Origin of the sequence: Bosea sp. PAMC 26642, from assembly GCF_001562255.1 — a bacterium.
Lineage (GTDB): Bacteria > Pseudomonadota > Alphaproteobacteria > Rhizobiales > Beijerinckiaceae > Allobosea.
Map to the genome: position 1 here is coordinate 728,464 of NZ_CP014301.1, position 26,691 is coordinate 755,154.

Annotated in this window: 19 protein-coding genes; 12 read left to right on the forward strand and 7 right to left on the reverse strand. The window is 66.7% G+C overall.

Annotation, left to right across the window (positions count from 1 at the left end; translation table 11 throughout):
- The first annotated feature begins 23 nt into the window (after positions 1-23).
- Positions 24-1,712 (forward strand): acyl-CoA dehydrogenase family protein, encoded by a 1,689-nt coding sequence (locus AXW83_RS03450; RefSeq protein WP_066610664.1) that lies wholly within the window; start codon positions 24-26, stop codon positions 1,710-1,712.
- 216 nt (positions 1,713-1,928) lie between these two features.
- Here AXW83_RS03450 and AXW83_RS03455 read toward each other — a convergent pair whose 3' ends face one another.
- Both AXW83_RS03455 and motA read right to left on the reverse strand, forming a co-directional pair.
- Positions 1,929-2,804 carry a flagellar motor protein MotB gene (locus tag AXW83_RS03455; protein WP_066610666.1) on the reverse strand — a complete coding sequence of 292 codons (876 nt, stop codon included), beginning with the start codon at positions 2,802-2,804 and terminating at the stop codon, positions 1,929-1,931.
- A 28-nt stretch (positions 2,805-2,832) separates the two neighbouring features.
- The gene (gene motA, locus AXW83_RS03460; RefSeq protein WP_066610668.1) at positions 2,833-3,690 is read right to left on the reverse strand and encodes a flagellar motor stator protein MotA; all 858 of its coding nucleotides are present in this window, start codon (positions 3,688-3,690) and stop codon (positions 2,833-2,835) included.
- A 232-nt stretch (positions 3,691-3,922) separates the two neighbouring features.
- Between motA and AXW83_RS03465 the strand changes: the two genes are divergently transcribed.
- Positions 3,923-4,360: a hypothetical protein gene (locus AXW83_RS03465; protein ID WP_066610670.1), complete on the forward strand. Its 438-nt coding sequence runs from the start codon at positions 3,923-3,925 to the stop codon at positions 4,358-4,360.
- Positions 4,361-4,376: 16 nt separating this feature from the next.
- Here AXW83_RS03465 and AXW83_RS03470 read toward each other — a convergent pair whose 3' ends face one another.
- Positions 4,377-6,332: a bifunctional 2',3'-cyclic-nucleotide 2'-phosphodiesterase/3'-nucleotidase gene (locus AXW83_RS03470; protein WP_066610672.1), complete on the reverse strand. Its 1,956-nt coding sequence runs from the start codon at positions 6,330-6,332 to the stop codon at positions 4,377-4,379.
- A gap of 267 nt (positions 6,333-6,599) precedes the next feature.
- On the opposite strand from AXW83_RS03470, the gene AXW83_RS03475 reads away from it, so the two are divergent.
- Positions 6,600-7,598: an MBL fold metallo-hydrolase gene (locus AXW83_RS03475; RefSeq protein ID WP_066610674.1), complete on the forward strand. Its 999-nt coding sequence runs from the start codon at positions 6,600-6,602 to the stop codon at positions 7,596-7,598.
- 155 nt (positions 7,599-7,753) lie between these two features.
- Here AXW83_RS03475 and AXW83_RS28005 read toward each other — a convergent pair whose 3' ends face one another.
- Positions 7,754-7,888, reverse strand: coding sequence for a hypothetical protein (locus AXW83_RS28005; RefSeq protein WP_257722111.1), 135 nt, complete (start codon positions 7,886-7,888; stop codon positions 7,754-7,756).
- 74 nt (positions 7,889-7,962) lie between these two features.
- Positions 7,963-8,316 (reverse strand): VOC family protein, encoded by a 354-nt coding sequence (locus AXW83_RS03480; RefSeq protein ID WP_066610676.1) that lies wholly within the window; start codon positions 8,314-8,316, stop codon positions 7,963-7,965.
- 186 nt (positions 8,317-8,502) lie between these two features.
- On the opposite strand from AXW83_RS03480, the gene AXW83_RS03485 reads away from it, so the two are divergent.
- From AXW83_RS03485 to AXW83_RS03510, 6 genes are all read left to right on the forward strand, one after another.
- Positions 8,503-9,258: a hypothetical protein gene (locus tag AXW83_RS03485; protein WP_066610677.1), complete on the forward strand. Its 756-nt coding sequence runs from the start codon at positions 8,503-8,505 to the stop codon at positions 9,256-9,258.
- Positions 9,259-9,351: 93 nt separating this feature from the next.
- On the forward strand, positions 9,352-11,358 hold the full coding sequence (locus AXW83_RS03490) for an autotransporter assembly complex protein TamA (RefSeq protein WP_066610678.1): 2,007 nt from the start codon (positions 9,352-9,354) through the stop codon (positions 11,356-11,358).
- A complete protein-coding gene (locus AXW83_RS03495; protein ID WP_082766916.1) occupies positions 11,358-15,674 on the forward strand; it encodes a translocation/assembly module TamB domain-containing protein in 4,317 nt (1,438 codons plus the stop codon). The genes AXW83_RS03490 and AXW83_RS03495 overlap by 1 nt, the downstream gene beginning before the upstream one ends.
- Positions 15,675-16,135: 461 nt before the next feature.
- The gene (locus tag AXW83_RS03500) at positions 16,136-17,488 is read left to right on the forward strand and encodes a porin (protein ID WP_066610680.1); all 1,353 of its coding nucleotides are present in this window, start codon (positions 16,136-16,138) and stop codon (positions 17,486-17,488) included.
- A gap of 212 nt (positions 17,489-17,700) precedes the next feature.
- The gene (locus AXW83_RS03505) at positions 17,701-19,962 is read left to right on the forward strand and encodes an OmpA family protein (RefSeq protein ID WP_066610685.1); all 2,262 of its coding nucleotides are present in this window, start codon (positions 17,701-17,703) and stop codon (positions 19,960-19,962) included.
- Positions 19,963-19,973: 11 nt separating this feature from the next.
- The gene (locus tag AXW83_RS03510) at positions 19,974-21,020 is read left to right on the forward strand and encodes a hypothetical protein (RefSeq protein WP_066610687.1); all 1,047 of its coding nucleotides are present in this window, start codon (positions 19,974-19,976) and stop codon (positions 21,018-21,020) included.
- Positions 21,021-21,196: 176 nt separating this feature from the next.
- Here AXW83_RS03510 and AXW83_RS03515 read toward each other — a convergent pair whose 3' ends face one another.
- Positions 21,197-22,096, reverse strand: coding sequence for an alpha/beta fold hydrolase (locus AXW83_RS03515; protein ID WP_066610689.1), 900 nt, complete (start codon positions 22,094-22,096; stop codon positions 21,197-21,199).
- A 136-nt stretch (positions 22,097-22,232) separates the two neighbouring features.
- The gene (locus AXW83_RS03520; RefSeq protein WP_082766918.1) at positions 22,233-24,320 is read right to left on the reverse strand and encodes a lytic transglycosylase domain-containing protein; all 2,088 of its coding nucleotides are present in this window, start codon (positions 24,318-24,320) and stop codon (positions 22,233-22,235) included.
- A gap of 171 nt (positions 24,321-24,491) precedes the next feature.
- On the opposite strand from AXW83_RS03520, the gene dapA reads away from it, so the two are divergent.
- From dapA to smpB, 3 genes are all read left to right on the forward strand, one after another.
- On the forward strand, positions 24,492-25,385 hold the full coding sequence (gene dapA, locus AXW83_RS03525) for a 4-hydroxy-tetrahydrodipicolinate synthase (protein WP_066610695.1): 894 nt from the start codon (positions 24,492-24,494) through the stop codon (positions 25,383-25,385).
- A gap of 86 nt (positions 25,386-25,471) precedes the next feature.
- Complete coding sequence (locus AXW83_RS03530) at positions 25,472-26,119, forward strand: FMN-binding negative transcriptional regulator (RefSeq protein ID WP_066610696.1); 648 nt, start codon at positions 25,472-25,474, stop codon at positions 26,117-26,119.
- Positions 26,116-26,589 (forward strand): SsrA-binding protein SmpB, encoded by a 474-nt coding sequence (smpB, locus tag AXW83_RS03535; protein WP_066610698.1) that lies wholly within the window; start codon positions 26,116-26,118, stop codon positions 26,587-26,589. The genes AXW83_RS03530 and smpB overlap by 4 nt, the downstream gene beginning before the upstream one ends.
- Positions 26,590-26,691: the final 102 nt, after the last annotated feature.

Consider the following 26,691-nt stretch of genomic DNA (forward strand, 5'->3'; position numbering starts at 1 on the left):
GTCGCAACACGGGGAGAACAACCATGAGCGCCAACGCCGCCCTGCAGTCGCCGACGCCCGCCACCGCCATCGCACTGATCGCCGCCGCCCTGCCGGGTTTCGAGGTTCTGCTCGAACAGGCCATCGCCGCCGTCCGCGAGAAGGTGCTCGTCGACGGCAAGATCTCGGCCGCAAGGCTCGAGGCCGAGCAGCACGCCGCTCACGGCCTGTCCTGGCTCGCGACCTATGTCATGGCCCTGCGCGAAATGAAGGCCTATGGCGAGCGCCTGCTGGCCGAGGACCGTTACGGCGCGACCGAGGATTACTGCATCAGGATCGGTGCCGGCGAATACGCCGCCCAGATATTCGGCGGCATCCCGATGAGCCAGGGCGAGATCGTGAGGCTCGGCGCACTCGGTCTCTCGGCCAAAGCGATCGCCGACGCCCGCACGGAGGCCGCAGAGGCCCTGATCGCGCAGGGCAACACACCGGAGAACCGCGCTCGCCTGGTCTCGCTCTTCAGCCAGAACCATGGCCTGATCAGCGTCGGCGATCCCGGCCTCGACGAGACACTGGAGGCGATCCGCACGGAGATGCGCCGCTTCTGCGCCGCCGAGGTGACGCCCCATGCCCATGAATGGCACCTCCAGAACGAGTACATCCCGATGGCGGTCGTCGAGAAGATGGCCGAACTCGGCGTCTTCGGCCTGACCATCCCCGAGGAATACGGCGGCATGGGCCTGACCAAGGTCTCGATGTGCGTCGTCTCGGAAGAGCTTTCCCGCGGCTATATCGGCGTCGGCTCGCTCGGCACACGCTCCGAGATCGCGGCCGAACTCATCCTCTGCGGCGGCACCGACGAACAGAAGCAGAAATGGCTGCCGAAGCTCGCAGCCGGCGAGGTGCTGCCGACCGCCGTCTTCACCGAGCCCAACACCGGCTCCGACCTCGCCAGCTTGCGCACCAAGGCGGTGAAGATAGGCGAGGGGGATGCGGCCGTCTGGAAGGTCTCCGGCAACAAGACCTGGATCACCCATCCCGTCCGCGCCGACATCATGACGCTGCTGGTCCGCACCGACCCGGACGCCGCCGGCTATCGCGGCCTCTCCATGCTGATCGCCGAAAAGCCGCGCGGCACCGACGAGGACCCGTTCCCGGTCTCAGGCCTCACCGGCGGCGAGATCGAGGTGCTCGGCTATCGCGGCATGAAGGAATACGAACTCGCCTTCGACGGTTTCGAGGTGAAGACGGAAAACCTGCTCGGCGGCGTCGAGGGCCAGGGCTTCAAGCAGTTGATGCAGACCTTCGAGGCGGCCCGCATCCAGACGGCGGCACGCGCGGTGGGCGTCGCGCAATCGGCCTTCGATCTTGGGCTGAAATATGCCCAGGACCGCATCCAGTTCGGCAAACCGCTGATCGCCTTCCCGCGTGTCGCCGACAAGCTCGCCATGATGGCGGTGGAAATCCTGATCGCCCGCCAGCTGACCTATTTCGCCGCCCGCGAGAAGGACGCCGAGCGCCGCTGCGATCTGGAGGCCGGTATGGCAAAACTGCTGGGCGCCCGCGTCGCCTGGGCCGCGGCCGACAACGCCCTGCAGATCCATGGCGGTAACGGCTTCGCTCTGGAATACGCCATCAGCCGCGTCCTCTGCGACGCCCGCATCCTGAACATCTTTGAGGGCGCGGCGGAGATCCAGGCGCAGGTGATCGCACGGAGATTGGTGGAGGGGTAAGCAGGTTTCGACGCGTCTGAGGCATTGGACGGTCAATGTCTGGCGATGGGAGTTGGCCCTGTCCGGACTTCAATAATGTCCGCTGCGGGGCGTCTCGGTTCACGAGCGAATCAACGGTGAGGCCATGATCCGCGTCGCAATGGTCAGCCTCTTGCGTCGTGCCAGCCACTGCGCTCAGTCTCAAACGGACTCTGAGGCGGCCGAGGCGCCTTGTCGTCAGCGAAAGAGGTTCGGGGGCAGCGGCGGCTCCGCATTGAGCAGCGTGATCGTCACCCGTCGGTTCGGCGCGAGGTAGGGATTGTCGGGGGAGACCGGCTCGGTGTCGGCGCGTCCCGCCACGGAAACGAAGCCGTCGCTGGGGAGCCCGGCACCCGACAGGATCTCGAACACGGCGAGCGCGCGCCCGGTGGTGAGGCTCCAGGGTTCGACGGCCCGCACCGAGCCCGGGCGCGCGGCGGCCGTATGGCCGGTGACGGACAGGCGGTTGGGCAGCCGGCGCAGGGTGGGCGCGATCGCCTCCAGCACGAGACGGGTGCGCTCGTAGGGCTGGACCGAGCCCTCGGGGAACATGGAGCGGCCGTCCTGGTCCACGAGGGAAACGTCTACCCCATCCTTGGTCGGCTCGATCACGATGTTGCGCGACAGCTCGGCAATTTCGGGCATCTTCTGGAGCGCCTGACGGATGCTGGCTATGGCGCTGTGGTTGGCCTGCTCGTTGGCAGCCGGGCGGCTGACCTCGCGGTCGTTGGCGCGGCCCAAGCTGGTCCGTTGCGCTCCGTCCTCCTGCTTGGTGGTGCCCTTCGCCGTGTCGCGGGGCGCCGAAGACTTTTTGCCTGACGTGTCCAGGGCGGTGCCCATCAGCATGCCGCCAGCGCCACTGGCGCTGGGACTCAGAGCAGTCGTCGGCGCGAAGTATTCCGCAAGGCCGTTCTTCTGCTCCTGCGTCGTCATGCTGATCAGCCACATCAGCAGAAAGAACGCCATCATGGCGGTCACGAAGTCCGCATAGGCGATCTTCCAGGCCCCGCCGTGGTGCGCATGAGCGGCCTTCTTGACCTTCTTGATGATAATCGGCTGGATAGGCTTGTCCATCGAGTTCCTACTGGAGGTTGGATCAGATCTAGGCGGGCAGAGCGGCGGTTGCCGCTTCCACTTCGCTGAAGGTCGGGCGGACGTCGCTCATCAGAGCCTTGCGGGCAAATTCTACCGCCATCACCGGCGGCTGGCCGCTGATATGGGCGAGGAGGCCCGCCTTGAGTGAAAGGTAGTACTTGGATTCCGCCTCGAAGAGGCCCTTGAGCGACTGCGCCATGGGCCCGAAGAAGCCGTAGGCGACGAAGACGCCGAAGAAGGTGCCTACGAGCGCGCCGCCGATCAGATGTCCCAGCACCTCCGGCGGCTCTTTGATCGCCCCCATCGTCTTGATCACGCCGAGCACGGCGGCGACGATGCCGAGCGCCGGTGTTCCGTCGGCGAGCGACTGCATGGCCGAAACGAGACGCTCCTGCTCCTGGTGGTGCGTTTCCAGTTCCTCGTCCATGAGCGCGTCTATCTCGTGAACGTTGTTGGCGCCAAGCGACACCATGCGCATGTAGTCGCAGACGAACTCGACCGCATGATGGTTCGCTGCAAAAGTCGGGAAGGCGTTGAACAGCGTCGACTCGCTCGGACTTTCAATGTGCTGCTCGATCGCGAGCAGGCCCTTCTGCCTCACAAGCTTGTACAATGAATACTGCATCCCCAGCAGTTCGACATAGCATTTCTGCTTGTACTTGGGGCCCTTCACGAGCATGCCGAGCATGGAGGGCACGGCCTTGAGCACCGGCGCGGGGTTGCCGATGATGAAGGCACCGATCGCTGCACCGAGAATGATAACATACTCGTACGGCTGCCAAAGGACCTCGAGGTGGCCACCCATAGCCGCGTAGCTGCCGAAGACGCAGACGAAGACGATGATTGTGCCGACGATCAGCCGCATGGTTTGCCACTCTTGCGCCGCAGCAGGTACAGCCCGCGCGAAGCCACTACTGATCCGAATGACCGATCAAGGTTAACGGCGAGTTTAGAACCATTGGCCCGCAGGTTTGTAAGCGTCGTCCTCCGGCCACGGCTTTGAGGCCTGGGGAGGCAGGGTAGGCCTAGCAACACCCTATTGACACGGGGTGTCGGAGAACAAATAATGAACAGATTATGATCCTGGGGAGGTGAAAATGTCGATGGAGCTTTGGGTTGCGCTGCCGGCCGGAGAGGTCGTCACGGCAGCGGGGATTGTGACCGGGGCGCGAAGCCTGGGCTTCGAGCTCGATCTGCCCGACGCGATGGAGTTCGACGATCTCGACGGCTTTCTCCCGAGCGGCCTCGCCGGCGAGCGGGCAGGCGCCGAAATCCAGATCGTCGATCCCTTGCGCGACCCGGACATGGCCGAGGCCTTCGGCGAGCGCGCGGGCTCGATCGCACGCATCGTCGCGTTCTCCTGGGGCGGCAGCTTCCTCGAAGGCGCTTTCGCATTCGTGTTCGCCGCAGCCCTGGTCGCCGGCCATGACGGCGTCTGTTTCGATCCTGAAGCGGGTGAGATTGTCAGCGTCGAACGCATCGTCGAGACCGCGCATGGCCTTCTTGAGGCGCAGCGCAGTACGCCGGTCGGCTAGGCCGCTGCGCGTCTCGTCATCCCTTCAGCCGATACTTGGCAAATCCCTCGCCGCCATCGCCCACGGCCTCTGCCTTCAATCCTTCCGGCAGCTTGCCGGCCGCGGCAGGCGAGGTCACGAAGGTCACGTTTACCCCAGCCGGCAGGGGGGCAAGCGACCAGTTGCCGTCGGCCTTCGGCTCGATCGTCTTCTTGTCGAGGATGTAGCGCACGATCACGTCGCGGTTGAGATCGGGCGCTTCCAACACCACCGTCGTCTTGGTGCCGGGGAAATTGCCGCCGCCCGAGGCGCGATAATTGTTGGTCACGACGATGAATTGCGCGCTCTCGTCGATCGGCTGGCCCTCGAAGGCGAGATCGATGATCCTGTGCGCTTGCGGAGCAATCAGCTTGCCGTCGCTATCATAGCGCGAGGCTTGCGTCACATCGATATGGTAGGTCACGCCGTCGATCACGTCGAAGTTGAAGGCCGGGAAGCCGGGATTGATCAGCGGCTGTTCATCGGTTTTGGCCGGATCGATGCGGTTGAAGATGCCCGCCGATCGCTCCAGCCATTCACGCAGCTGCGCGCCCGTCACCTTCACGATCTGCACGGTATTCGGGTAGAGATAGATGTCGGCGATGTTCTTCAGCGCCAGCGGTCCCGCCGGAATATCGGTGAAGAAAGCCGGCCCCGCCCGACCGCCCGATTTGAACGGCGCCGCCGCCGATAGCACCGGCAGCGCCTTCCACTGCGTCTGCGCCATCAGCCCCTTACCATAGGCAATCTGCGCCTCGGCGACGATCTGCACTGACGGATCGTCGGCCACCAGCGCGAAGAAGCTGTTGATCGGCGAGGCGGTCGCGCCGACCGGCTCGCGCATATAGATCAGCGTCGCCTCGTGGTCGGCCTTGACGGCGGCCAGCACCGAGGGCTCGGCCGCCGCTTTCGGCACGATCTTTCGGTCGGGCGTGCGCTCGTAGATCGGCTTCGGCTCGACCTTGAAATCGGCGATGCGCCAGCGCTCGCCGTGCTTCTCCAGGTCGAGGTCGAGGATGCCGAGATGCGAGCCCCAGAAGCCGGGCTGGCAGGCCGGCTTGCCATGCAGCGAGCCCCTGACGTTGTCGACCCCGGCAATCCCGTCGAAGGCCTTGCCGCCGGGGAAGACGAGATGCTGGTGTCCGGTCAGGATGACGTCGATTCCGTCGAGCTTCGCCAGATACAGCGCCGCATTCTCCTCCATGCCCTTGCGCTCGCCGCCGGCGATGCCGGAATGGCACAAGGCGATGACGATGTCGGGCGTCGATTTCATCAGCTCTGGCAGATGCTTGCTCGCCGCATCGACGATGTCGGTGGCGACCAGCTTGCCGTCGAGATTGGCCTTGTCCCATTGCATGATCTGCGGCGGCACGAAGCCGATCACGCCGATCTTGAGGATGTGCTTCTGGCCGGCCTCGTCCTCGAAGCTCTGCTCGAACAGCCGCCAGGGATCGACCAGCGGCGCCCCGCCGACCCGCTCGACATTGGCGCAGACCAGCGGGAACTCGGCCTTGGCCAGGCCGTTTTCGAGGAACTCCAGCCCGTAGTTGAATTCGTGGTTGCCGAGCGTGCCGCAGGCATAGGGCAGGGCGTTCATCGCGGCGATGATCGGGTGCGTCTCGCTGGCCTTCAGCCCCTTCTTGTAGGCGATGTAGTCGCCCAGCGAGGAGCCCTGCAGGAAGTCGCCATTGTCGAACAGCAGGCTGTTCTTCGCCTCGGCCTGTGCCGCCTTGATCAGCGTCGCGGTCTTGGCGAGCCCGACCGTATCGTCGGCCGCATCGCGGAAATAATCATAAGGCACGACATTGACGTGCAGATCGGTGGTTTCCAGCAATCGCAGTTTCATCCGCGCCGGCGCCTGCGCTGCGAGCCCGGAGGGCAGGGCGGCACTGGCCGCGATGACGGCGCCCGCCTTCAGCGTGTCGCGGCGGTTGAACTGCGTGTCGCCTGCCATCGTATGGGCTCCTGATCATGCGGATAGCGCTGCTAAAACGCTAGCACTGCGGCAGGCTCATGACACGCCGAAGATGCGGGCAGGATCATGCCGGCCGCCCGGCTTTATCGATCTCCGATCGAGCGAAGGGGGATTGCCCCGGTCCTTCAGGCAGGTGCATCTTTGGGAAGGCCGGGCTCATCGCAGGACCGTAGCAGGCGGTCGGCCCGCCCCATCGACAAGACGACCGGCGGGCAACGCCGGACCCATCCCTCAGGAGGAATTGCCATGCCCAGCCATTCGATCGTCGTACCCGGGTCCAGCCGCCGCGGCTTTCTGGGCGGTGCCGCCGCGCTCGCTGCCGGCGCGGCCCTCCCGCTCGGTTCGCAGGCGTTCGCCAAGGCTCCGCTCGCGAAGGATCAGGCGCCGTATTTCTACCGCTTCGGCCTCGGCCAGGCCGAGGTCACCGTCGTCTCCGACGGGCCGCTTCCGCTCGGCGATCCCGGCACAAATTTCGTCGGCGTGCCGAAGGAGACCGTCTACAAGATGCTCGAGACGAGCTTCCTGCCGAAGGACAACGTCGTTCTGGAGCAGAACATCCCGATCGTGAATTTCGGTGACCGGCTCGTCATGTTCGACACCGGCATGGGCTTCTCGAAGGCCTTCGGCCCGACGACGGGGCGCCTGCTCGCGAGCATGAAAGAGGCCGGAATCGCGCCTGCCGACATCGACGCCATCGTTTGCAGCCATGCCCATATCGATCATATCGGCGGCATCTGCAGTGCCGAGGGCAAGGCGAACTTCCCGAACGCGCAGATCTATCTCAGCCAGACCGATCTCGACTTCTGGACCGATGAGAGCAAGCTCGGCGGGCCGCTCAAGGCTTTTGTCGAGCACGCCCGCAAAAACCTGATGCCGGTGCGCGACAGGATCGTGTTCTTCAAAGACGAGCAGGAGTTCTTGCCGGGCGTTACCGCGATCGCCGCGCCCGGGCACACGGCCGGCCATCACATCTTCAACGTCAGTTCAGGCGGGAAATCCTTCGCCTTCCTCGGCGATCTGACCCATCACGCAGTGCTGCTCACCGAAAATCCACGCCTCGAATTCGCCTATGACAGCGATCCCAAACAGGCGGTGCAGTCGCGTGTGCGCCTGCTGACCTCGCTGGCCGAGAACAAGACGCCGGTGATGTCCTATCACTTCGCCTGGCCGGGTTTCGGCAATCTCGCCAAGGCAGGCGATGGCTTCCGCTATTATGCCGCGCCGATGGATATGCTGCGGGGCTGACGCTTAACTCCTCAGAGGACGCGGCACCGTCATGGGTCGCGCCCATGCGCTTGCGCCGCTCGCCCGACCGCACCGAAGCCGGAATAGCCGCGTTTTCCCTCGACTGGCCCGAAGAGCTGCCGCATTGCGCGGTTCTTCGGGCCGAAGACCGTCCTTCAGTATGATCCGATGCCGCCCGATGGCGGCGGCAGGTTGCCCCGTCGGCCTTTCGTCAGTGAATCCGGATTCACTCTGAACGCGTCGCAGAGCCAGTTGAGGTAGGCCGGGAGCAGCAGTGCGATGACACGCATGGTAGCCTCCATCGTTCCGAAGCCCGATGCTATCACAAAAAAGATCCGTGCTCTCCGGCTTTTGGCAGAATGGCTCAAGCCTTCGACCACACGGCCAGCTCGTACCCGTCAGGGTCGGAGAAATGGAACCGCCGGCCGCCCGGGAAGTCGAAGACCGGCTTGACGATGGTGCCGCCGGCCGCCTCGATCGCTGCCTGCGTCACGGCGAGATCGTCGGCATAGAGGATCACCAGCGGCCCGCCGGGCTGCGGCACGCCTTGTGTCGTGAAGCCGCCCTCCAGCCGCCCGTCGGCGAAAGCGCAATACTCCGGACCGTAATCCGTCATCGTCCAGCCGAAGGCCGCAGCGTAGAAGTCGCGCGCCCGCGCCAGGTCGGCGACGACGAATTCGATATAGTCGATGCGCCGGTTGTTGGCCGAAGCGGTCATGTCGTGTTCCCCTTCTTTTGTCTCGACGATAAGCCCGATCCCGCCGCTGATCCTTGGCTGGAGTGTGTGGTCGAGCAGGCACAGACCCGCCTTGTTCGATCCTGCTCGGCCCTGTAGCGGGTTGGCAAGGGCAGGGCGTTCCGCGCATGCTCCGCGCAACGACATGAAATGACAGGGGCGAAACGCATGCCGACCACGACCGAAACCCTGCGCGACGCGCTGGTCGCCGCCCGACGCGACAAGTCGCTGTTGCCTCTGGCGAGCCTGCCCATTCCCGCTTCGCTGCGGGAAGGTTTCGACGTACAGGCCGCCGTTGCCCGGAATCTGGGTCATGTCGAGGCCGGCTGGAAGGTCGCGATCGCGGCGGACGGCACGGCGGTGGCCGGGCTCATGCCGGGGCCCTGGCTGAAACCCGGCGACACCTATCACGGCGCCATCGGCGCCGAACTGCGCGTCGAGATCGAGCTCGGCCTGCGGCTCGGCCGCGACGTGCCGCGGCGTCCCGGTCAGCCCTACAGCCGCGCCGAATTGCTGGCCTGCTGCGACAAGGCCTTCCTCGGCATCGAGATCGTCGAGAGCCGCCTCGCCGATTGGTCCGGCAATGTCGCCTTCCCGCTCTGGCTGGGCGATGCGATGGGCCATGGCGGCTACGTCATCGGCCCCGATCTCGACATCAAGGTGCTCGATGACGTCAGCGGGCTGACCTGCTTCATCGCCCTCAATGGCGTAACGCTCTACGACCAGCCGGCCGTGCACGCCAACGGCGATCCGATGACGCCATTTCTTGCATGGGCCAACTGCAAGGACGAGTTTATGGGCGGACTTCGCGCCGGCCAGATCGTCACCACCGGCAGCCTGTGCGGTGGCGTCCTCTCACCGGGCAAGGGCGAAATCTTAACCCGTCTCAGCCCCCTGGCGGATGTATCCTTGACCCTGCGCTGATCGGGCGTCGTGGCTCCGCGCCTGCCGCGATCACGATCGGAACAAATTTAGACGATACCTGTTGGACGAGCAGTGGCGTTGCCTGGAGGACGAATGCGGTTGCGGCGGATCACGACCCGCATTCTTGCGGGTGGGGGCGCGGTGGCGACCCTTCTGGTGGTCCAGGCGCTGCCGGCTCAGGCGTTCGACCTGTCGTCGCTCGATATCTTTGGCTGGTTCGGCTCGAAAGAAGAGCCCCCCGCTCCAAGCGCGACGACTTTGCCGTACCAGCTGCAGTTCGATCTGGGTGACGCGCCGGATGCGAAGGTCCTGACCCGCTCGCTGCAGGACGCCTCGCTGCTTTACCGCCTACGTCAGGACTCTCCGCCCGATGGCGAGACCCTGGCACGTCGCATGGCGGCCGATCTCAATCCGGTCGTCGATGCGCTCTGGTCGCAGGGCTATTTCAACGCCGAGGTCGCGCTTACCGTCGATGGCGCGGCGCTTAAGCCCGGCGCCGAGCCGGATGCTGCGCTCGTGCGTGCGCTCGATGCCTATCGCAACCGCGCACCCGCGCCCATCGTCGTTCGCGTCAGCCCCGGCCCGGTCTTCGCGCTGCGCAGCATCGCGGTCGACGAGCGCGGCACGGGCGCCGAGCCGGCGATCGCCGATCCCGGCAGGGTCTCTCGGCTGAAGGCCGGCGATCCCGCGACCTCTGCCTCGCTGCGGGCCGCCCAGGCCGCGCTGGTGGATTACCTGCGCGCGCAGTCGCGGCCGCTGGCAAAGATCGTCGAGTTGCGCCCGGTGGTCGATCACGCCGCACGCATCATGGACGTGACCTACGTCGTCGATCCCGGTCCGTTGGCAGGCTTCGGCGACGTCACCATCGGCGAGACTGGCGACGTACCGCCGGCCGTAATCCGCTCCTTCATCTATCTCGAGCCCGGCGACCCCTATTCGCCGAAGGCGCTGGCCGACACGCGCAAATCGATCAACACCATTCCCGCCATCGGCTCGGTGCGTATCCGCGAGGCCGACCGGCTCGATGCCGCCGGCAACCTGCCGATCTTCGTCGAGACGACGGAACGGCCCAAGCGTCTGATCGGCTTCTCGGCGCGTTACTCGACCATCGACGGCCCTGCCGTGAAGACCTATTGGGAGCACCGCAACCTCTTCGGCGGTGCGGAAAGGCTTCGGCTGGAGGCCGATCTCTTCCTCGCTCCGCGCATCGACGGCAGCAAGATCCAGCGCTTCGGCGATTTCGAGCGCTCCGATCTCGGCGGCCGCTTCGGCTTCAGCTTCCTCAAGCCGGCCCTGAACGGCAGCCGCTACGACTGGCTGCTCGACGGCATGGCGACGCGGCAGCGCGTCGGCACCACTCGCTATGGCGGCTACACGGCCCGCTACGGCAATGTCACCACCGCGATCCAGCGCCGCTTCAGCGATACCTTCTCGGTCCAGGCCGGAATCGAGGTCGAACACGGCCAGACCAGCGATGTGCTCGGACAGGTCGACTACACACTGGTCGGCATACCGCTTTCGTCGAAATACGACTCGACCGACAGCCTGCTCGATCCCAAACGCGGCATCCGGGCCACGGCCTCGGTGACGCCGTATCCGACCTTCCTCGGCTCGACCGTCGGCATCGTCCAGAGCAAGGCGGCGATCTCGGCCTATTACGCGCTCGACGAGGACGCGCGCTACGTCCTCGCCGGCCGCATCGGCCTGGGCTCGATCGCGGGCGAGGGGCTCGCCGACATCCCCGCCACGCGCCGCTTCTATGCCGGCGGCGGCGGCTCCGTCCGCGGCTACGCCTATCGCACGCTCTCGCCGCTCGGCCCGTTCGGTCAGTTGACCGGCGGCCGCAGCCTGTTCGAGGGCTCGGTAGAGGCCCGCATCAAGATCACGGAGACGATCGGCATCGTGCCCTTCTTCGACGCAGGCGCGGCATTCGAATCGAGCATCCCGAACTTCAAGGAAACGCTCCAGCTCGCCGCCGGCCTCGGCCTGCGCTACTACACCCCGATCGGCCCGATCCGCCTCGACGTCGCAGCTCCCCTCAATCCCCGCAAGGGCGACAAGCCTGTCGCAGTCTATGTCAGCATCGGGCAGGCCTTCTGATGCGGATGCGCCTCACCCTTCCGCGTCTCGCGCTCCTCGCCGTGCTCCTGCTGGCCGGCCTCGTCGTCTCGTCGCGCTTCGGCGGCTTTGCCCAGAACGCCCAGACCGATCGCGGCGTCATCGCCGATCTGATCTCGCGGGCACTGTCCAGTGACGCCAGCCAGGTCTCGATCGGCGCGGTCGAGGGCGCATTGTCCTCCGACGTGACCATTCGCGACATCGTGCTTTCGGATCGTGACGGCCCCTGGCTGCGGCTCGACCGCGCCCGGCTGATCTGGACCCGCACAGCGCTGCTGCTGCGCCGGCTGGAGGTCAACCGCCTCGAGATCGGCAAGCTCGAAATCCTGCGCAAACCCGCTCCCCAACCGCCGGGCGCGCCCGTCAACGACGCGCCGATCCTGCCCGAACTGCCGCTCAAGGTCGTCGTCACGGCTTTCCAGCTCGGCGAACTCGCACTCGGCGAACCTGTCGTGGGAACGGCCGCGCGCCTGAGCGCCAATGGCGCCGCGACGTTGGGGCCGCCCGCAGAAGGGCTCGACCTTCGTCTCGATGCCCGTCGTCTCGACCGGCAGGGCGAGTTCACTCTCCGCCTCGGCTTCGTGCCGCAGACGACTCGCCTGCAGATCGCCGCCAAGCTCGACGAGGCGCCCGGCGGCCTGATCTCCCGCATGGCGGGCCTGCCGGGCGAGGCGCCGGTGAAGCTCGACATCAACGGCGACGGCCCGCTCGATTCCTTCCGCTCGACGCTGAATTTCACCGCCGGCGACACCATCGGCGCGCAGGGCTCGGCCAATCTCGCCCGTGTCGGCGCCGGTCGCCAGCTCGCGCTGGCGCTCGATGCCCGTATCGAAGGGCTGATGCCGGCGCCGGTCGCCCCCGTCTTCGCCGGCTCGACGCGGCTCGACGGCACGGTCGGCTTCCTCGACGACGGCGCGGTCGACATCCGCACGCTCGCAATGGTTTCGGCGCTGGCGCGGCTGGACATCCTGGGACGCTACAATCCCGACAAGACCGTCGATCTGCGCGTCACCGCGGCCGCCCGTCCTAATGCCGAAGGGCGCACCAAGGCGGCCGGAACCGAGATCGCCAAACTCGCCTTCGAGGCGACCATCAAGGGTCCTGTCGCCGGCCCCGCCATCGTCGCTACGCTGGATGCGGCCGAAGCGCGCCTGCCGACCGGCAGCTTCGACAAGATCGCCGCGCGCTTCACCGCGACACCCAGCGGCGCGCTCAACCAGGCGGGCACGCGCGTCGCGCTCGTCGCCGATGGCGAGGCGACGGGCGTCGCCCTTGCCGATCCCGCGCTCGCCCGCGTCGTCGGAGACCGCGTCGTCTTCACCCTGCGCGGCACTGGCAACGACGATGCCACCGCCGATTTCGAGGCTCTTCGGCTCGCCATGTCCGGCGTCGAACTCGACTACAAGGGCAAGCTCGGCCAGGCCCGCATCCTAGGCCAGGCCCGTGCGGTGCTGCCCGATCTCTCGCGCATGAGCACGCTCGCCGGTCGCGCACTCGCCGGCCGGGCCGAACTTGCGGCCGATCTCGATGCGACGCCGAAGACCGCAGCCTATGGCGCGACCCTGAGCGGACGTGGCGACCGCCTCGTCACCGGCGAGCCCGCTTTGGACCGCCTGCTCGCCGGCAATCTCACCTTGGCCGGCCAGATCCGGGCGCTCGCCGGCGACGTCACCGTCACGGGCCTGCGCCTGGCTGGCCAGCACGCCGCCTTCACCGGAGATGGCAGCATCGCTCAGGTCGCCTCCGATCTGCGCCTCGCCATCGCCGTGCCCGATCTGAAGCGCGCCGATGCGCGGCTCTCGGGCCGCGGCGATGTCGCCGCGCGGATCACCGGCCCGCGCGACCGCCTTGATGCCACCGCCCGCATCGCCGTCGCCAATGCCAGCGCGCTCGGCCGGCCGATCCCGCGTCTCGCGATCGATGCCGTCATCCGCGACCTGCAAGGCGCGCTCGATTCGCAGGTGACGCTCGACGGCGAGATCGAGGCCAAGCCGGCGAAGGGAAATGTCCGCTTCGCGCGCCTGCCCGGCGACGGCTGGAACCTCTCGGCGCTCGATCTTGCCATCGGCTCTGTCAGGCTGAACGGCGCGCTGACGCTCGATCAGGCGAGCCGCGCCGCCGGCCGCGTCACCCTCGCCGCCCGCAATCTCGACGATCTCTCGGCGCTGGCGCTGACCAAGCTCGGCGGCCAGATCGACGCCGATATCGGCCTGTCGGTCGTCGAGGGCCGGCAGAATGCGACGCTCGCCGCACGCGGCACCAAGCTCTCCGGCCCCTCCGTGGCGATCGACCGGCTCGATGCGAACCTGGCTGCGAGCGACGTCTACGGCCGGCCGGCGCTCGATGCCGCCATCGCGATCGACCGCGCCGTGGTCTCCGGCGAGCCCATCAGCGCGATCCGCTTCGATTCGAAAGGCGCCCCCGATGCCAGCGCCTTCACGCTGAGCGCGGCGGCGCGCGGCTTTGCCCTGAACGGCGCCGGCCGGCTCGTGCCCGGCGCGCCGCTGAAGCTGGAACTCGCCTCCTTCGAGGCACGCCGCGACGGCCGGCGCATCGCGCTCGCCAATCCTGCTTCGTTGAGCTTCCCGGCTGGCGGCGTCGAGATCGCGGGTCTGGCGCTGGCCATCGACGCCGGCCGCGTCACGCTCGATGGCCGCGCCGGCGAGACGCTGGATTTGCGCTTTGCCGCCCGCGACGTCCCGCTCTCCGCCGCGCGCATCCTTGCGCCGAAGCTCGATCTCGTCGGGACGCTCGATGCCCAGGCCCAGATCGGCGGACGGCAGGATGCTCCGACCGGCCCCTGGCAGCTCCGCATCGCTCGTCTCGTCACGCCCGAGACGCGCCAGGCCGGCCTGCCACCGGTCGAGATCGCCGGAAAGGGCCAGCTCGACGGCAACCGGACCAGCGTCGACGCGACCTTGAACGCTGGCAAGAACGCCGATCTGACGCTGCGCGGTTCGGCTCCCTTGAATGCCACCGGCGCCCTCGACCTGATTGCCAAAGGCCGGATCGATGCCGCCCTGGTCAATCCGATGATCGCCGCGAATGGCCAGCGCCTCACTGGTGCAGTCGCGCTCGATTTTCGCGCTGCGGGGACGACGACTGAGCCGCGCCTCAGCGGCACCGCCACCTTCGCCAACGGCAGTTTCACCGACGCGCTGCAGGGGCTGCGCCTGACCGCGATCGAGGCCCGCATCGCCGCCAATGGCGACAATCTGACGATCGAGCGCGCCGGCGCCCGGACGGCCAATGGCGGCACGCTGTCGGCGAGCGGCCAGGTACGGCTCGATCCGGCAGCAGGGTTCCCGGGCACGATCCGGCTGCAGGGCAACCGCGCGCAACTGGTCTCTAACGGCATCGTCACCGCCGTCGCCGATCTCGCGCTCGACCTGTCCGGGCCGCTCGCCCAGCGTCCCAGCATCTCCGGCCGCGTCGATATCGCCTCGCTGGATGTGGCGGTGCCGGACCGTCTCCCGGCCTCGCTTCGGCCGGTCGATGGAATCAGGCACGTCAAAGCCACCGGCACGGCCGCTGCGCGCCTGGCGGCCGACCGCAAGGCGCGCCCTGCCGGGAAGGGGCGGGGCCGCCCGGCGCCGGCCTTCGATGCGGCGCTTGCCCTCACCGTCTCGGCGCCCAATCGCGTCTTCATCCGCGGACGCGGCATCGACGCCGAGCTCGGCGGCGCGATTCGCGTCGGCGGCACGCTTGCCGCCCCGAGCATCGACGGCGGCTTCGACCTGCGGCGCGGCCGCCTCAGCGTTCTCAGCCAGCGCCTCGATTTCAGCCGCGGCCGGCTCAGCTTCACCGGCGGCACGATTCCCGAGCTCGACTTCGTTGCCGAAACCCGCGCGTCCGATGTGACGGCGCAGATCATCGTGACCGGCCCGGCCGACCAGCCGCAATTCGCCTTCACCTCGCAGCCGCAGCTGCCGCAGGACGAGGTCTTATCGCGCATCCTGTTTGCGCGGGCATCCGGCTCGCTCTCGCCGTTCCAGGCGCTGCAGCTCGCCCAGACGGCGGCGCAGTTCGCCGGTGGCGGGGGCGACGATTCCTTCGAGCGGCTGCGCAAGTCGCTCGGCGTCGACAATCTCGACATCTCCGTCGGAGCCGGCGGCCCGACCATCGGCGTCTCCCGCTATATCGGCAACAACGTCTCCGTCGGCGTGAAAGCCGGCGCCAAGCCCGAGGATAGCGGCGTCTCGATCGGCATCGACGTGACGCGCCGCCTCAAGATCCAGGCCGAAACTGGAGCCGACGGCAGCGCCGCGGTCGGTGTCGGCGCGGAATGGGAATATTAGCGTAGTTGGACCAACCCACGGTCCTCAGGGTGGGGGCTATTGGGTAGATGCGTGGGTCGTGATTCACGCCCGAGCGCCCGACCGATTCCCTGCCTGCAACCGGCCTGCTCCGACGGATTCCATCGAAAACGGGTCGGTTTCTCGACGTGTCCAGGCCCGATTGGTTAACCAAACCTAAATTCGGCGCCTTAAAGCGTGGCGCGCCTGCAACACCGGGGGGCAAAGCACCCCCAGACGGGGTGCGCGACCATGATCGAGGTTGATCGGCGATCACGCATTCGTATGGTGATTGTGCGTCGGGACACTCCCGGTCGCTGTTTTTCTTCCTCGCCTCTGAATGGTTCAGGGACAAGGGGGAAAGGCCGGGAATAGGCGAGTTCGTCGGTTGGGTCTCCTGGGGCTGGCCGACAACAGAACAGACCAAAACCCGAGGGTCTCGAAACTTTTTTTGGAGGTTACCAATGAAGCTCGTTAAGAGCCTCCTCCTCGGTTCCGCCGCCGGCATCGCCGCGGTTGCCGGGGCTCAGGCCGCCGACCTTCCCTCGCGGAAGGCCGCTCCGGTCGAATACGTTCGCGTCTGCTCCGCCTATGGCGCAGGCTTCTTCTACATCCCCGGCACCGAGACCTGCCTGCGCGTCAGCGGACGTGTTCGTGCAGAGTATCTGGTCGGTGAGCGCTTCGGCGACAACCAGGACGCCTACGGCACCCGCGCTCGTGGCCGTTTGAACATCGACGCCCGCACGGCCACCGCCTACGGCACGCTGCGTACCTACATCCGCTACGAGCTGACCAACAACTCGGGTCTCTACAGCACTGCCGGCATCTCGCCGTTCAACGCTGGTGCGTCCGTCCCCACCGCCGGCTTCGGCCGCGGCGTCGGCACGACCGGCTCGCTGCTCGACATGGCGTTCGTCCAGTTCGGCCCGATCACGGCCGGTCGTGCGCAGTCGTTCTTCGACTTCTACCCGAACGATTTCAACTTCAACTCGGTCCGTACGGCTGACAGCCGTCTGAACCTGTTGGCCTACACCGCGACCTTCGGTTCGGGCTTCTCGGCGACGGTTTCGCTTGAAGATCGCGTTTCGGGAACCGGCGGCCGCGAGGTCAACTTCCCCGGCTCGACCTATCAGGGCCAGGACTTCCCGGATGTCGTGGCTTCGCTCCGTGTCGAGCAGGGCTGGGGCGCTGCGCAGTTGTCGGGTGCTTTGACCCAGCGTAAGCTGACCACCGGCAACATCGCAGGCGCTGTCGAAGGCGACGAGATGGGCTACGCCGTTCAGGCAGGTGTCAAGTTCAACCTGCCGATGATCGCCGCTGGCGACACCTTCGTTCTGCAGGCTGCTTACGCCGATGGCGCGATTGGCTATCTCGGCTGGAACTCGGGCACGTTCGGCCTCGGCCGTTTGGGTGCTCTGGCTCTTGCTGATGCCGCCTTCTCGGGTATTGGCAACAACGTCAAGACCACGACCGGCTTCTCGATCGTGGCTGCTCTGAAGCACTTCTGGACCCCGGAACTGCGTACCGAGATCTCGGCTTCGTATTCGGAGCTGAAGCTCGGCTACCTGAACGGTGGCGGCGTTTACTTCAACCCGCTCGACGTTCGTTCGCTTGATCCGAAGGAATTCATCATCGCCGGCAACCTGATTTGGTCGCCTGTGTCGGGCCTGGATATCGGCGTGGAAGTGCTCTACTCGCACCTCGATGTTCGTTCGCCGGTTACGACCGTCAACAACTTTGGCGGTCGCAATGCCCTTCTCGGCATCAAGAGCGAAGATGCGATTGCTGGTCGTCTGCGCATCCAGCGCGACTTCTGATCGGTCTCCCGATCTCGTCAGAAAGCCCCGGGGAAACCCGGGGCTTTTTTTATGCCTGCGGCGGCTGTGGAAGATCGTCGTTACGTTTGGGCAAGCTATTGAAGACAGGCGGATTTTCGCCTTAGATATCATGATGCGGCGGTTGCGCTTCCGTTGAGCCGGCCGCGATGGCGTGGCTGGCTCGAAGCCTTGCGCGGTGCTCGGAGTGGGGAATGGTCAAGCCGGCTGGGTGGTTGTGGGGGCTGGTGCCGCTGGCCGTGCTCTGGTTTGCCGGGAACGCCATGCTCGGCGATGCCATCGAGCGCGATGTCGGCCATCGGTCCACGGTCGCGGCCGTCGCTGCCGGCGGCGAGGTGCCCGGCGCGCGGCCGGTCACGGTCCGCGTCGTCGGACGCGATATCGATGTCGGCGGCGAAACGCTGTCGACCGAGGGCGCCGGTGCCGCGATGTCGCGGCTGCGGGCAGAATTCGGCGTCCGCCGCGCGCTCGGCGGTCTCTCGCAGGCCGTAGCCCAAAAACCCTATAGCTGGTCGGCGACGCGCCTGACGGAGGCCGTTGTTATAAGCGGTTTCACACCGGACGAGGCAACCGCGATGGCCAACGTCGCGGCCGCGCGCGAAGCGCTGCCGAACCTGCGCATCGACGACCGGCAAAGTCTTGCCTTCGGAGCGCCTCAGGGCTTCGCCGCGATCACCCGCTCTATCATCGCCGAACTCGCCAAACTCTCGGCCGGCAAGGTCGCGCTCGACGACCAACGTTTCTGCATCGAAGGGCAGGCCGCGACCCCAGAGCAGTTTCTGGCGTTGAAGCAAGCCAGCGCCGCGCTCGCCCAAGACGGCTTCCAGGCTGTCGATTGCGCGCTCGAACCGCCGCGCATTGCCGACTTCCGCTGGAGTGCCGAGCGCGGCGCCGACGGCGCGATCGACGTGACCGGGTTCTACCCCTCTGACGCTGTCAGGCAGCAGATCGCAACGCTGTTGCGCCGCAGCTTCCCCGATCCGATCCGCATTTCCGATGCGACCCTGCCGGCTCTCGGGGAGCCGAGCGCCTTTCTGCTCAAGGCGACCCGCGCCATCGCCGATCTCGCCAGATTGCGCAGCGGCAAGGTCGAGATCGGCGGCGAGAGCTACCGCCTGAGCGGCGAGGGGCCGGCCGACTACGACTCCTGTCAGGCGCTTCGACTCCAGATCGCGCAGGCCGACGGCCCCGATTCCGTCGCGCAGGCAAGCATCGCCTGTCCGCCAGCGCCGCCGCCACCGCCTCCGCTCCCGGAGATGCCGGCGCTGCCGGACATTCCGCCGCTCGACCTGTCCATGCCGGCCCCGCCAGCCTCATTGCCCGCGCCGGCGGTACCGCTACGCTGGAGCGCGACGCTGGAAGGCGGACGGCTGGCGCTGTCGGGTACCGTCCGTGACGAAGCCGCGCGTGCCGTCATGCTCGATTTGGCTCGGCAGATGGTTCCAGGCGCGACGATCGCGGACGGCCTGACGCTCGAGCCCAATCTGAGCGAAGCGCCGGGTCCATCTGGCGCGATTCGCTTTTTACTCGAATCTCTGGGCCGTATGACGCAAGGAGCGGCTTCGATCCAGGGACCGCGGGCCAGCCTCTCGGGCGCGGTAGCGGACAGCGAGGCCCTGCGTCGGTTGACGACGGCGCTGGCGCAGAGGCCGCTTCCGGGCGGGGTGGAACTGAGCGGTGGACTGGCCCAGATCGCGCTGCGCCCCTATGTGCTCACGGCCTCCGTCGATCGCTCGGGCTTGACCCTGTCGGGCGCATTGCCGGACGATGCCGCACGCGCTGCGCTCCTGACTCTGGTCGAGGCGTCTCCGCTCGAGGGCAAGCTCACCGACGAGACGCAGATCGTTCCCGGCGCGCCGGCGGGCTTTTCCGTCGCCGCCCGCGAAGCGGTGACGAACCTGTTGCGGCTCGATCTCGGTACGGCGCGGCTCAGCGAGGATGGACTGGTGATACAGGGCCTGACCTGCCGTGACCTCATCAAGGCCGAGGTCGAGACAAGCCTGGCCTCGCGCCTGCCGGCGGGCATGACGGGGCGTGCCGAGATCGGATTGCGCCAGACGGGCTGCCTTATCGATCCGCCCAACACCTGCCAGGCCGATCTCGATGCCCTGACCAAACGCAACACGGTCCTCTTCGCGCAGGGCGCCTCTACGGTGGCGCTCGACGCCCCGACGGATCGCGTCATCGGCGAAGTCTTCGATATCCTGAAGCAATGCCCGAATTCGCGCATCACCATCGAAGGCCACACCAATGTCGATGGCGAGCGCTATGGCTTCGACAATCGCGACCTGTCGAACCGCCGCGCCATGCGTGTCCGCGACGAACTCGTCAGGCGCGGTGTCGATGCCGGCCAGTTGGCCGCGACCGGGTACGGCTCCGAGCGGCCGCTCTCGCCGCACGGCACGGCCGAGGCGCGCGTCGCGAACCGCCGCGTCCAGTTCACCGTGGCGAAGTAAGGCGCGCGCTCATGCTGTATCTCGCCTCCAAATTCGTCTGGTTCCTGCTCGCTGCCTTCGCGATGGGCGTCGTCATGGGTTGGCTCGCCCGGCCCGGTCCTGCCCGGCGCTGGAGCCGCGCCTTGACGGTCCTCGCTTTGATCTGGGCCGTGGTGGCGGCATCGACCTGGTCGCAGACCGTCAACGGCAAGGTCGCGCTCTGGCTCGAAACCGGCCTGCTTTTCGTGGCTGCCTATGTCGTCGGCTGGCTGCTGGTCAGTCTCCTGCCTGCCGGCACGGCGACGCGCGAAGCCGCCATCGAAGCGCCTGCTGTGTCGGAGGCGGTCGCCAGTGTCGAGCCGGCAGCTGCGCCGACAGCCGTCGTCGCGCCGGTCGATGCGATGCCGAAAGTCGAGGGCGAAGACGACCTGCCCGGTGTCCGGCCGGCCGGAATCCAGTTGGCGCGCGATGGCAAGGCCGACGACCTCAAGCTGATCAAGGGTGTCGGCCGGCAGAATGAAGGCCGATTGCATGGGCTCGGCATCTGGCATTTCGACCAGATAGCGGCCTGGGATGCGCAGAATATCGAATGGGTCGGCGGCTATCTCGCATTCCCGGGCCGGATCGAGCGCGAGGCCTGGGTCTCGCAGGCAAAGACGCTGGCCGCCGGCGAACAGACGGACTTCGCCCGGCGCGCGAAAGCCGGCCTGGTCTCCTCGTCACGCGATGACGGAACGCAAGGTCAGGCCAATGTCGTCGACATGGCCACGGACGGTCTGGACGGCGAGCGCCCGGGAAATCTGCTGGAGACCGCCCGCGACGGCAAGCCCGACGATCTCGAACTGATCAAGGGCATCGGCCCGGCCACTGCCGCCGATCTCAACCGCCTCGGCATCTGGCATTTCGATCAGCTGGCCGACCTGCGCGAGGCCGAAATTCGCTACGTCTCGGCCTTCGCCGGCTTCCCCGGCCGGGGCATCACCGAGAAATGGAGCGAGGAGGCCGACATCCTCAAGCATGGCGGCGAGACGGCCCATTCGCGCGCGGTCAAGGCGGAGAGGGACGAGGCGAAAGACTGAGGGCGCGTCGGCTCTTCAAATATGGTCGTCATTCCGGACAAGCCGCGAAGCGGCGCCGATCCGGAATCCATGCCTGACCTTAAAACCAGCGTCCCGGCATGGATTCCGGGTCTCCGCTTCGCTGCGCCCGGAATGACAGCGCGAGGAATGAACCCAGAGCCCTGAGATCGTCGAATTCAGGCCGCCTTCTTCTCCGCCCTGCCGATCAGCTTGCCGATCCGCCGCACCATGTCGTTGCTGCCGAGCAAGGGCGCATGGCCCTGTCCCGGTGCGACGAATGTCTGGCAATCGGGATGGCGCTCGCCCATTTCGATCAGCGTCTTCTCGGCCAGCAGATCGGAATTCGCGCCGCGTATCGCCAATACGGGAACCCCGTTCAGCCCGGCGAAATAGCTCCACAGCACCGGCAGCGGCGCCTCGAGATCGAGCTCCTCCAAGACCTTCATCAGCTTCGGGTCGTAGTCGGTAACAAGCTTGCCGTCGCGCTCGGTCCAGGTCCGCCGCGCCATCATCTCCCATTGGACATCGTCGAAAAGCGGGAACTGCTGGTCCGAAAGCCGCTTCAGGATTTCCGCGCCCTCGCCATAGCTGCGCGGCAGCGGCAGCTTGCCGACATAGCCTCTGATCCGCAAAAGCCCGCGCGCATCGATCACCGGGCCGATATCGTTCAGCACCACGCCCTTGATCATCGCTGGCCGCGCCGCCGCCAGCGCCATGGTCAAGAGCCCCCCGCGGGAGGTGGCGACGAACACCGCCTCCTCGATGCCCGCCGCGGTCAGCAGCTGCATCATATCGTCGAGTTCGACGCGGATGTCGTAGTTCGCCCAGGTCTTGTCATAGCCCGAGCGTCCCCGCCCGCGATAATCCAGCCCCAGCACGCGGCGCGGCCTCGTCCCATCCTGTGCGAGCGCCAGCGCCAGCTCATGGAAATCGGCGGCCGTCCGCGCAAAGCCCGGCAGGCAGACGATCGGCAGCGCCTGCGACGCGAGGGGGCCGTAGTCGCGCGCATGCAGCTTCAGCCCGTCGCGGGCCGTGACGAAAAGCGAGGCGAATCCGGTATCGGTGGTGTCAGTCACTTCAGCCTCATCCTGAGGAGCGATCTGGAAGATCGCGTCTCGAAGGATGCTCCAGTGCGCTCTTGAGCATCCTTCGAGACGCCGCTTTGCGGCTCCTCAGGATGAGGGCTGCGCATTGAAGCGATCTCTATCCGATCTACTCCCGCCGCCCGCCGCGCTTCAAGTCGTGGTCGATCAGATAGGCGGTGCGCTGGTCAAGGAATTGCCGGTAGACCTGCAGGTTCTCCATCACCCGCTGCACATAGTTGCGCGTCTCGTAGAACGGGATGCGCTCGACCCAGTCGATGGCATCGACCTCGGGCGCGCGCGGATCGCCATAGGCTTCGATCCACTTCTTCACATTGCCTCCCCCGGCATTATAGGCCGCGAAGGTCAGGATGTAGGAGCCGCGCCAGTCCTTAAGCAGGTCGTTGAGATGGGCCGCGCCCATCTGCGCTGAATAGAGCGCGTCGCGGCCGAGCCTCGGCCAGTCGAAGGGCAGGTTGGCGCGCCGGGCCGTCTCGCGCGCCGTCGCCGGCATCATCTGCATCAGTCCGCGGGCGCCGACGGGCGATGTCGCGGTCGGGTCGAAAGCGCTCTCCTGCCTTGCGATGGCATGGACGATGGCGCGCTCCATCGGGTCGCCCAGTGTCGGAAAATCCGGAACGCCCGTGGTCGGGAAGGCGGCGGTGTCGAGCGGAAAGCCGCGCTGCAGCGACTGCTTGCCGATCGAGAGCAGTGTCCGGATATCCCCCTCGCGCCGGGCAATCGCCGCGACCGCCTCCAGCGCCGGCGTGGTGTGAAGGCTCTGCGCCAGATCCGCCAGCATCAGCGCTGCGAGGTCGCGCGCCCCGATCTGGTAGAGAAGGAGCACGCCCTGATGGCCCGGCAGATGCGAGAGCCCGGCCGAAACCGAGCGCCGCAAGGGCAGGTCGGGCAGCCCCAGCCGCGCCCGGGCGAGTTGGCCGTAATAGGCGACCGGGTGCGCGGCGGCGCGCTCATAGGCGGCCGTCGCGACCTCCTCGCGGCCCAGCGCCTCGGCGGCGCGGCCTTGCCAATAGGCCGCACGCGCGACCGAGATCGGGGTTACCGCCAGCGCGGCCGCCGCGTCGAAATGGCCGAGCGCGCGCTCTGGGTCGTTACGGAAACGCAGCGCGATGAAGCCGGAATGCCACTCGGCATCGATCCGCTCGGGCGTGTCCTCGGCGCCATGGCCGGCCACGACCTCATAGGCTTTCTCGGCATCGCCCGCGTCCAGCAGCTTGCGTGCGATCAGCCGGCGCTCCACCCACCACTCGTCGCCATCGCCGAGCAGGGCCGGGTCGCGCGGCACGTTCGCCAGCGCCTTGGCGGCGTCGCTTGCCTTGTTCTCGCGCCTGGCCTGCTGCGCCAGCAGGAAGGAAAACGAGATGTCACTCTTCAGCGCGGCCGGCACGGCCGAAATCAGCGAGGCCGCGATCGGGCGCCGCGCCTTGGCGCTGGCGATCCGAGCCTTCGCGAGGACCACATAGTCGGCCGAGACGCGCGCGGCATTGCGTAGCGCCGCGGAGACATTCTCGCGGAAGAGATAGCGCTCGGTGCGCAGGCGATGGTCGTCGCGGCCGAGAATGTCGCCGAATGCGGCGAGCACGGCCTTTTCCAGAGGCTGGCCGAGATGGTCCTGCCGCCAGCTCTGCCGGATCAGGACATTGGCCTCGTCGCTCTGGCCCTCAGCCTTGAGCGCAAGCGCAAGCGCCACCCGCCCGGCCGGGCTGACCGGGCGCTGGACCTGGAAGAAGGCGCGGATCACGGCCGGGCTCTGCTTCTCCGAGATCAGCGCCTCTTCGGCACGGCGGCGAAACAGCGCTGTCCCGGGATAATCCGGATAGGTGTGGAGGAAGGCGTTCAGCCGCGAAAACGCCATCGGTCCGGCGCCCGACCGCATCGCCACCCATTCGAGCAGCGCCCGCGCCGAGCGGTTGTCGATGCTCCGGGCCAGGGCATCGCCTTCACCGATCGCGCCGCGCCGATAGGCTGCGACCGCCGCTTTCACCGTCTCGCGGTCGGGCTCGGTCTCTCCGTTTACCAAGGCGCCGGGGTAGGGCGGCAGGGCGCCTGTCGTCTCGACCTCAACGCTGGCGCGCGGCTGCTCCCGGATATCATCGTCGTCTCTGGCAAGCGCCGGCATGGCCGCGAGCATCGCGGGTACGAACAGACAAGCCAGATATCGTCCGGACCGGTGCTTGCAGGCTGAAGACAAGACCATCGCAGGCTCCTTCGAGAGGGCGCATGACCTGCGATGATGGGCGAGGGCGGTTTACGAGGACTTAACTATAAGGCCACGCATTTTGATGCATTGCCGGCTTTGCCTCGGTCGGCCGAGGGTTTATGTCTGTCGCCCCGTTCGGGTTGATTTCCGCGTCAGGATGCCGCGACCATGACCAAGCATATTGCCTTCACCGGCTCGATGCCCGCGCTGGTGACGCCCTTCAAGGGCGGCAGGGTCGACGAGGAGGCGCTGCGCGCCCTCGTCGAATGGCATGTCGAGAGCGGCAGCCGGGGTCTCGTGCCGGTCGGGACCACCGGCGAGAGCCCGACGCTGAGCCATGACGAGCACAAGCGCGTCGTCGAGATCGTAGTGGCCCAGGCGAAGCGCCGCGTGCCCGTGATCGCGGGAGCCGGCTCCAACAACACCGCCGAGGCGATCGATCTTGCCGTCCATGCCGAGAAGGCCGGCGCCGACGCCGTGCTCGTCGTCACGCCCTATTACAACAAGCCGACGCAAGAAGGCCTGTACCAGCACTTCAAGGCGGTAAACGATGCTGTCGGCCTTCCGATCATCATCTACAACATCCCGCCGCGTTCGGTCGTCGACATGTCGGTCGAGACCATGGCCCGGCTCTACGAACTGAAGAACATCGCAGGCGTCAAGGACGCGACCGCCAATCTTGCCCGCGTTTCGCAGCAGCGCCATGCTATGGGGCCCGATTTCATCCAGCTCTCGGGCGAGGACATGACGGCTCTGGCCTATATGGCGGCCGGCGGCCATGGCTGCATCTCGGTCGTCGCCAATGTCGCGCCGCAGCTCTGCGCCGAACTGATGGCCGCCGTCCTGAAGGGCGATTTTGTCGGCGCCTTGACGATCCAGGACCGCCTCGTGCCGCTGCATGACGCCATCTTCAAGGAGCCGGGCCTGTGTGGCGCCAAGCACGGGCTGAAGCTGCTCGGCCGCATCGAGGAGGAGATCCGCCTGCCGCTGCTGCCGGTGACGCCGCCGACCGGCAAGGTCATCCGCGAGGCGATGGTGTTCGCCGGCCTGTTGAATGCTTAAGTAGGGCAGTCGGCAGTCGGCAGTCGTTGGCTTCTGCTCCCGATTGCCGACTGCCAACTGCCTACTGCCTACTGCCGGAGTGTCCCATGTACGAGCCGAGCCATTTCAAGGTCGAGGACCGCGCCGCCCTTCACGAGGTGATGCGCGCGCATCCGCTCGCCACGCTGGTTACGGTCGGCGAAGGTGGCCTGATCGCCAATCCCGTGCCTTTCGTGCTGCATCCGGAAGAGGGTGAGCAGGGCATCCTGCGCGCCCATCTCGCCCGGCCCAATCCGCAATGGAAGGCGATCGCGGCCGGCGCCGAGACATTGGTGATCTTCACCGGCGTCGAGCGTTACGTCTCGCCGGCCTGGTATGCCTCCAAGCAGGAGCACGGCAAGGTCGTGCCGACCTGGAACTACGTCACCGTGCAGGCGCGGGGGCCGGCACGCGCGATCCAGGACGGCGTTTGGCTGCACACCCATCTCGAAGCCCTGACCGCACAGCAGGAGCGGCCGCGCAACGAGCCTTGGGCGGTGTCGGATGCGCCCGAGTCTTTCATCAACGCGCTCTCGCGCGGCATCGTCGGCATCGAGATCGAAATCGCCTCGCTGGCCGGCAAATTCAAGCTCAGCCAGAACCGGCCCGAGGCCGACAAGCACAGCGTTCTCAATGGTTTGAGCGCCGACCCTGAATCGGAATCGCAGGCCATGGCCTCGCTCGTCAAGGCGCACGCGCTCGGCGAACGGGCATGAGCAAGCTCGATCCCGACCGCTTCAAGCTCGCTGCGGACAACCGCAAGGCGCGCTACAATTACGAGATCATCGAGACGCTCGAGGCCGGCATCGCCCTGCAGGGCACCGAGATCAAGTCGCTGCGCGGCGGCCGCGCGACGATCGGCGAGAGCTATGCCGGGCCGATGGGCACGGAGCTCTTCCTCTTCAACGCGCATATCCCTGAGTATCTCGAAGCCAACCGCTTCAACCATAACGTCAAGCGGCCCCGCAAGCTGCTGCTGCACCGCAAGCAGATCAACAAGCTGATGGGCGCGATCCAGCGCGACGGCTACACGGTGATCCCGCTGAAGGTCTATTTCAACGAGAAAGGCCGCGCCAAGGTCGAACTCGGCCTCGGCCGCGGCAAGAAGCTCCACGACAAGCGCGAGACCGAAAAGAACCGTGACTGGAACCGCGACAAGGCCAGGATCATGAAGGCGGGTGGGTGATCCTTCTCCCCATCAAAGTCGGCTGTTGCCGACTTTGAACCCTTGGGTTGCCCATCTCGGGCGAGCCCGAGATGGCTGGGAGAAGGTGTCTGCGCAGCAGAC

What these genes read in the sequence shown, in the direction of transcription:
- AXW83_RS03450 (WP_066610664.1), top strand. Translation starts at nt 24, where the DNA reads ATGAGCGCCAACGCCGCCCTGCAGTCGCCGACGCCCGCCACCGCCATC.
- AXW83_RS03455 (WP_066610666.1), bottom strand. Translation starts at nt 2,804, where the DNA reads ATGGACAAGCCTATCCAGCCGATTATCATCAAGAAGGTCAAGAAGGCC.
- motA (WP_066610668.1), bottom strand. Translation starts at nt 3,690, where the DNA reads ATGCGGCTGATCGTCGGCACAATCATCGTCTTCGTCTGCGTCTTCGGC.
- AXW83_RS03465 (WP_066610670.1), top strand. Translation starts at nt 3,923, where the DNA reads ATGTCGATGGAGCTTTGGGTTGCGCTGCCGGCCGGAGAGGTCGTCACG.
- AXW83_RS03470 (WP_066610672.1), bottom strand. Translation starts at nt 6,332, where the DNA reads ATGGCAGGCGACACGCAGTTCAACCGCCGCGACACGCTGAAGGCGGGC.
- AXW83_RS03475 (WP_066610674.1), top strand. Translation starts at nt 6,600, where the DNA reads ATGCCCAGCCATTCGATCGTCGTACCCGGGTCCAGCCGCCGCGGCTTT.
- AXW83_RS28005 (WP_257722111.1), bottom strand. Translation starts at nt 7,888, where the DNA reads ATGCGTGTCATCGCACTGCTGCTCCCGGCCTACCTCAACTGGCTCTGC.
- AXW83_RS03480 (WP_066610676.1), bottom strand. Translation starts at nt 8,316, where the DNA reads ATGACCGCTTCGGCCAACAACCGGCGCATCGACTATATCGAATTCGTC.
- AXW83_RS03485 (WP_066610677.1), top strand. Translation starts at nt 8,503, where the DNA reads ATGCCGACCACGACCGAAACCCTGCGCGACGCGCTGGTCGCCGCCCGA.
- AXW83_RS03490 (WP_066610678.1), top strand. Translation starts at nt 9,352, where the DNA reads ATGCGGTTGCGGCGGATCACGACCCGCATTCTTGCGGGTGGGGGCGCG.
- AXW83_RS03495 (WP_082766916.1), top strand. Translation starts at nt 11,358, where the DNA reads ATGCGGATGCGCCTCACCCTTCCGCGTCTCGCGCTCCTCGCCGTGCTC.
- AXW83_RS03500 (WP_066610680.1), top strand. Translation starts at nt 16,136, where the DNA reads ATGAAGCTCGTTAAGAGCCTCCTCCTCGGTTCCGCCGCCGGCATCGCC.
- AXW83_RS03505 (WP_066610685.1), top strand. Translation starts at nt 17,701, where the DNA reads ATGGTCAAGCCGGCTGGGTGGTTGTGGGGGCTGGTGCCGCTGGCCGTG.
- AXW83_RS03510 (WP_066610687.1), top strand. Translation starts at nt 19,974, where the DNA reads ATGCTGTATCTCGCCTCCAAATTCGTCTGGTTCCTGCTCGCTGCCTTC.
- AXW83_RS03520 (WP_082766918.1), bottom strand. Translation starts at nt 24,320, where the DNA reads ATGGTCTTGTCTTCAGCCTGCAAGCACCGGTCCGGACGATATCTGGCT.
- dapA (WP_066610695.1), top strand. Translation starts at nt 24,492, where the DNA reads ATGACCAAGCATATTGCCTTCACCGGCTCGATGCCCGCGCTGGTGACG.
- AXW83_RS03530 (WP_066610696.1), top strand. Translation starts at nt 25,472, where the DNA reads ATGTACGAGCCGAGCCATTTCAAGGTCGAGGACCGCGCCGCCCTTCAC.
- smpB (WP_066610698.1), top strand. Translation starts at nt 26,116, where the DNA reads ATGAGCAAGCTCGATCCCGACCGCTTCAAGCTCGCTGCGGACAACCGC.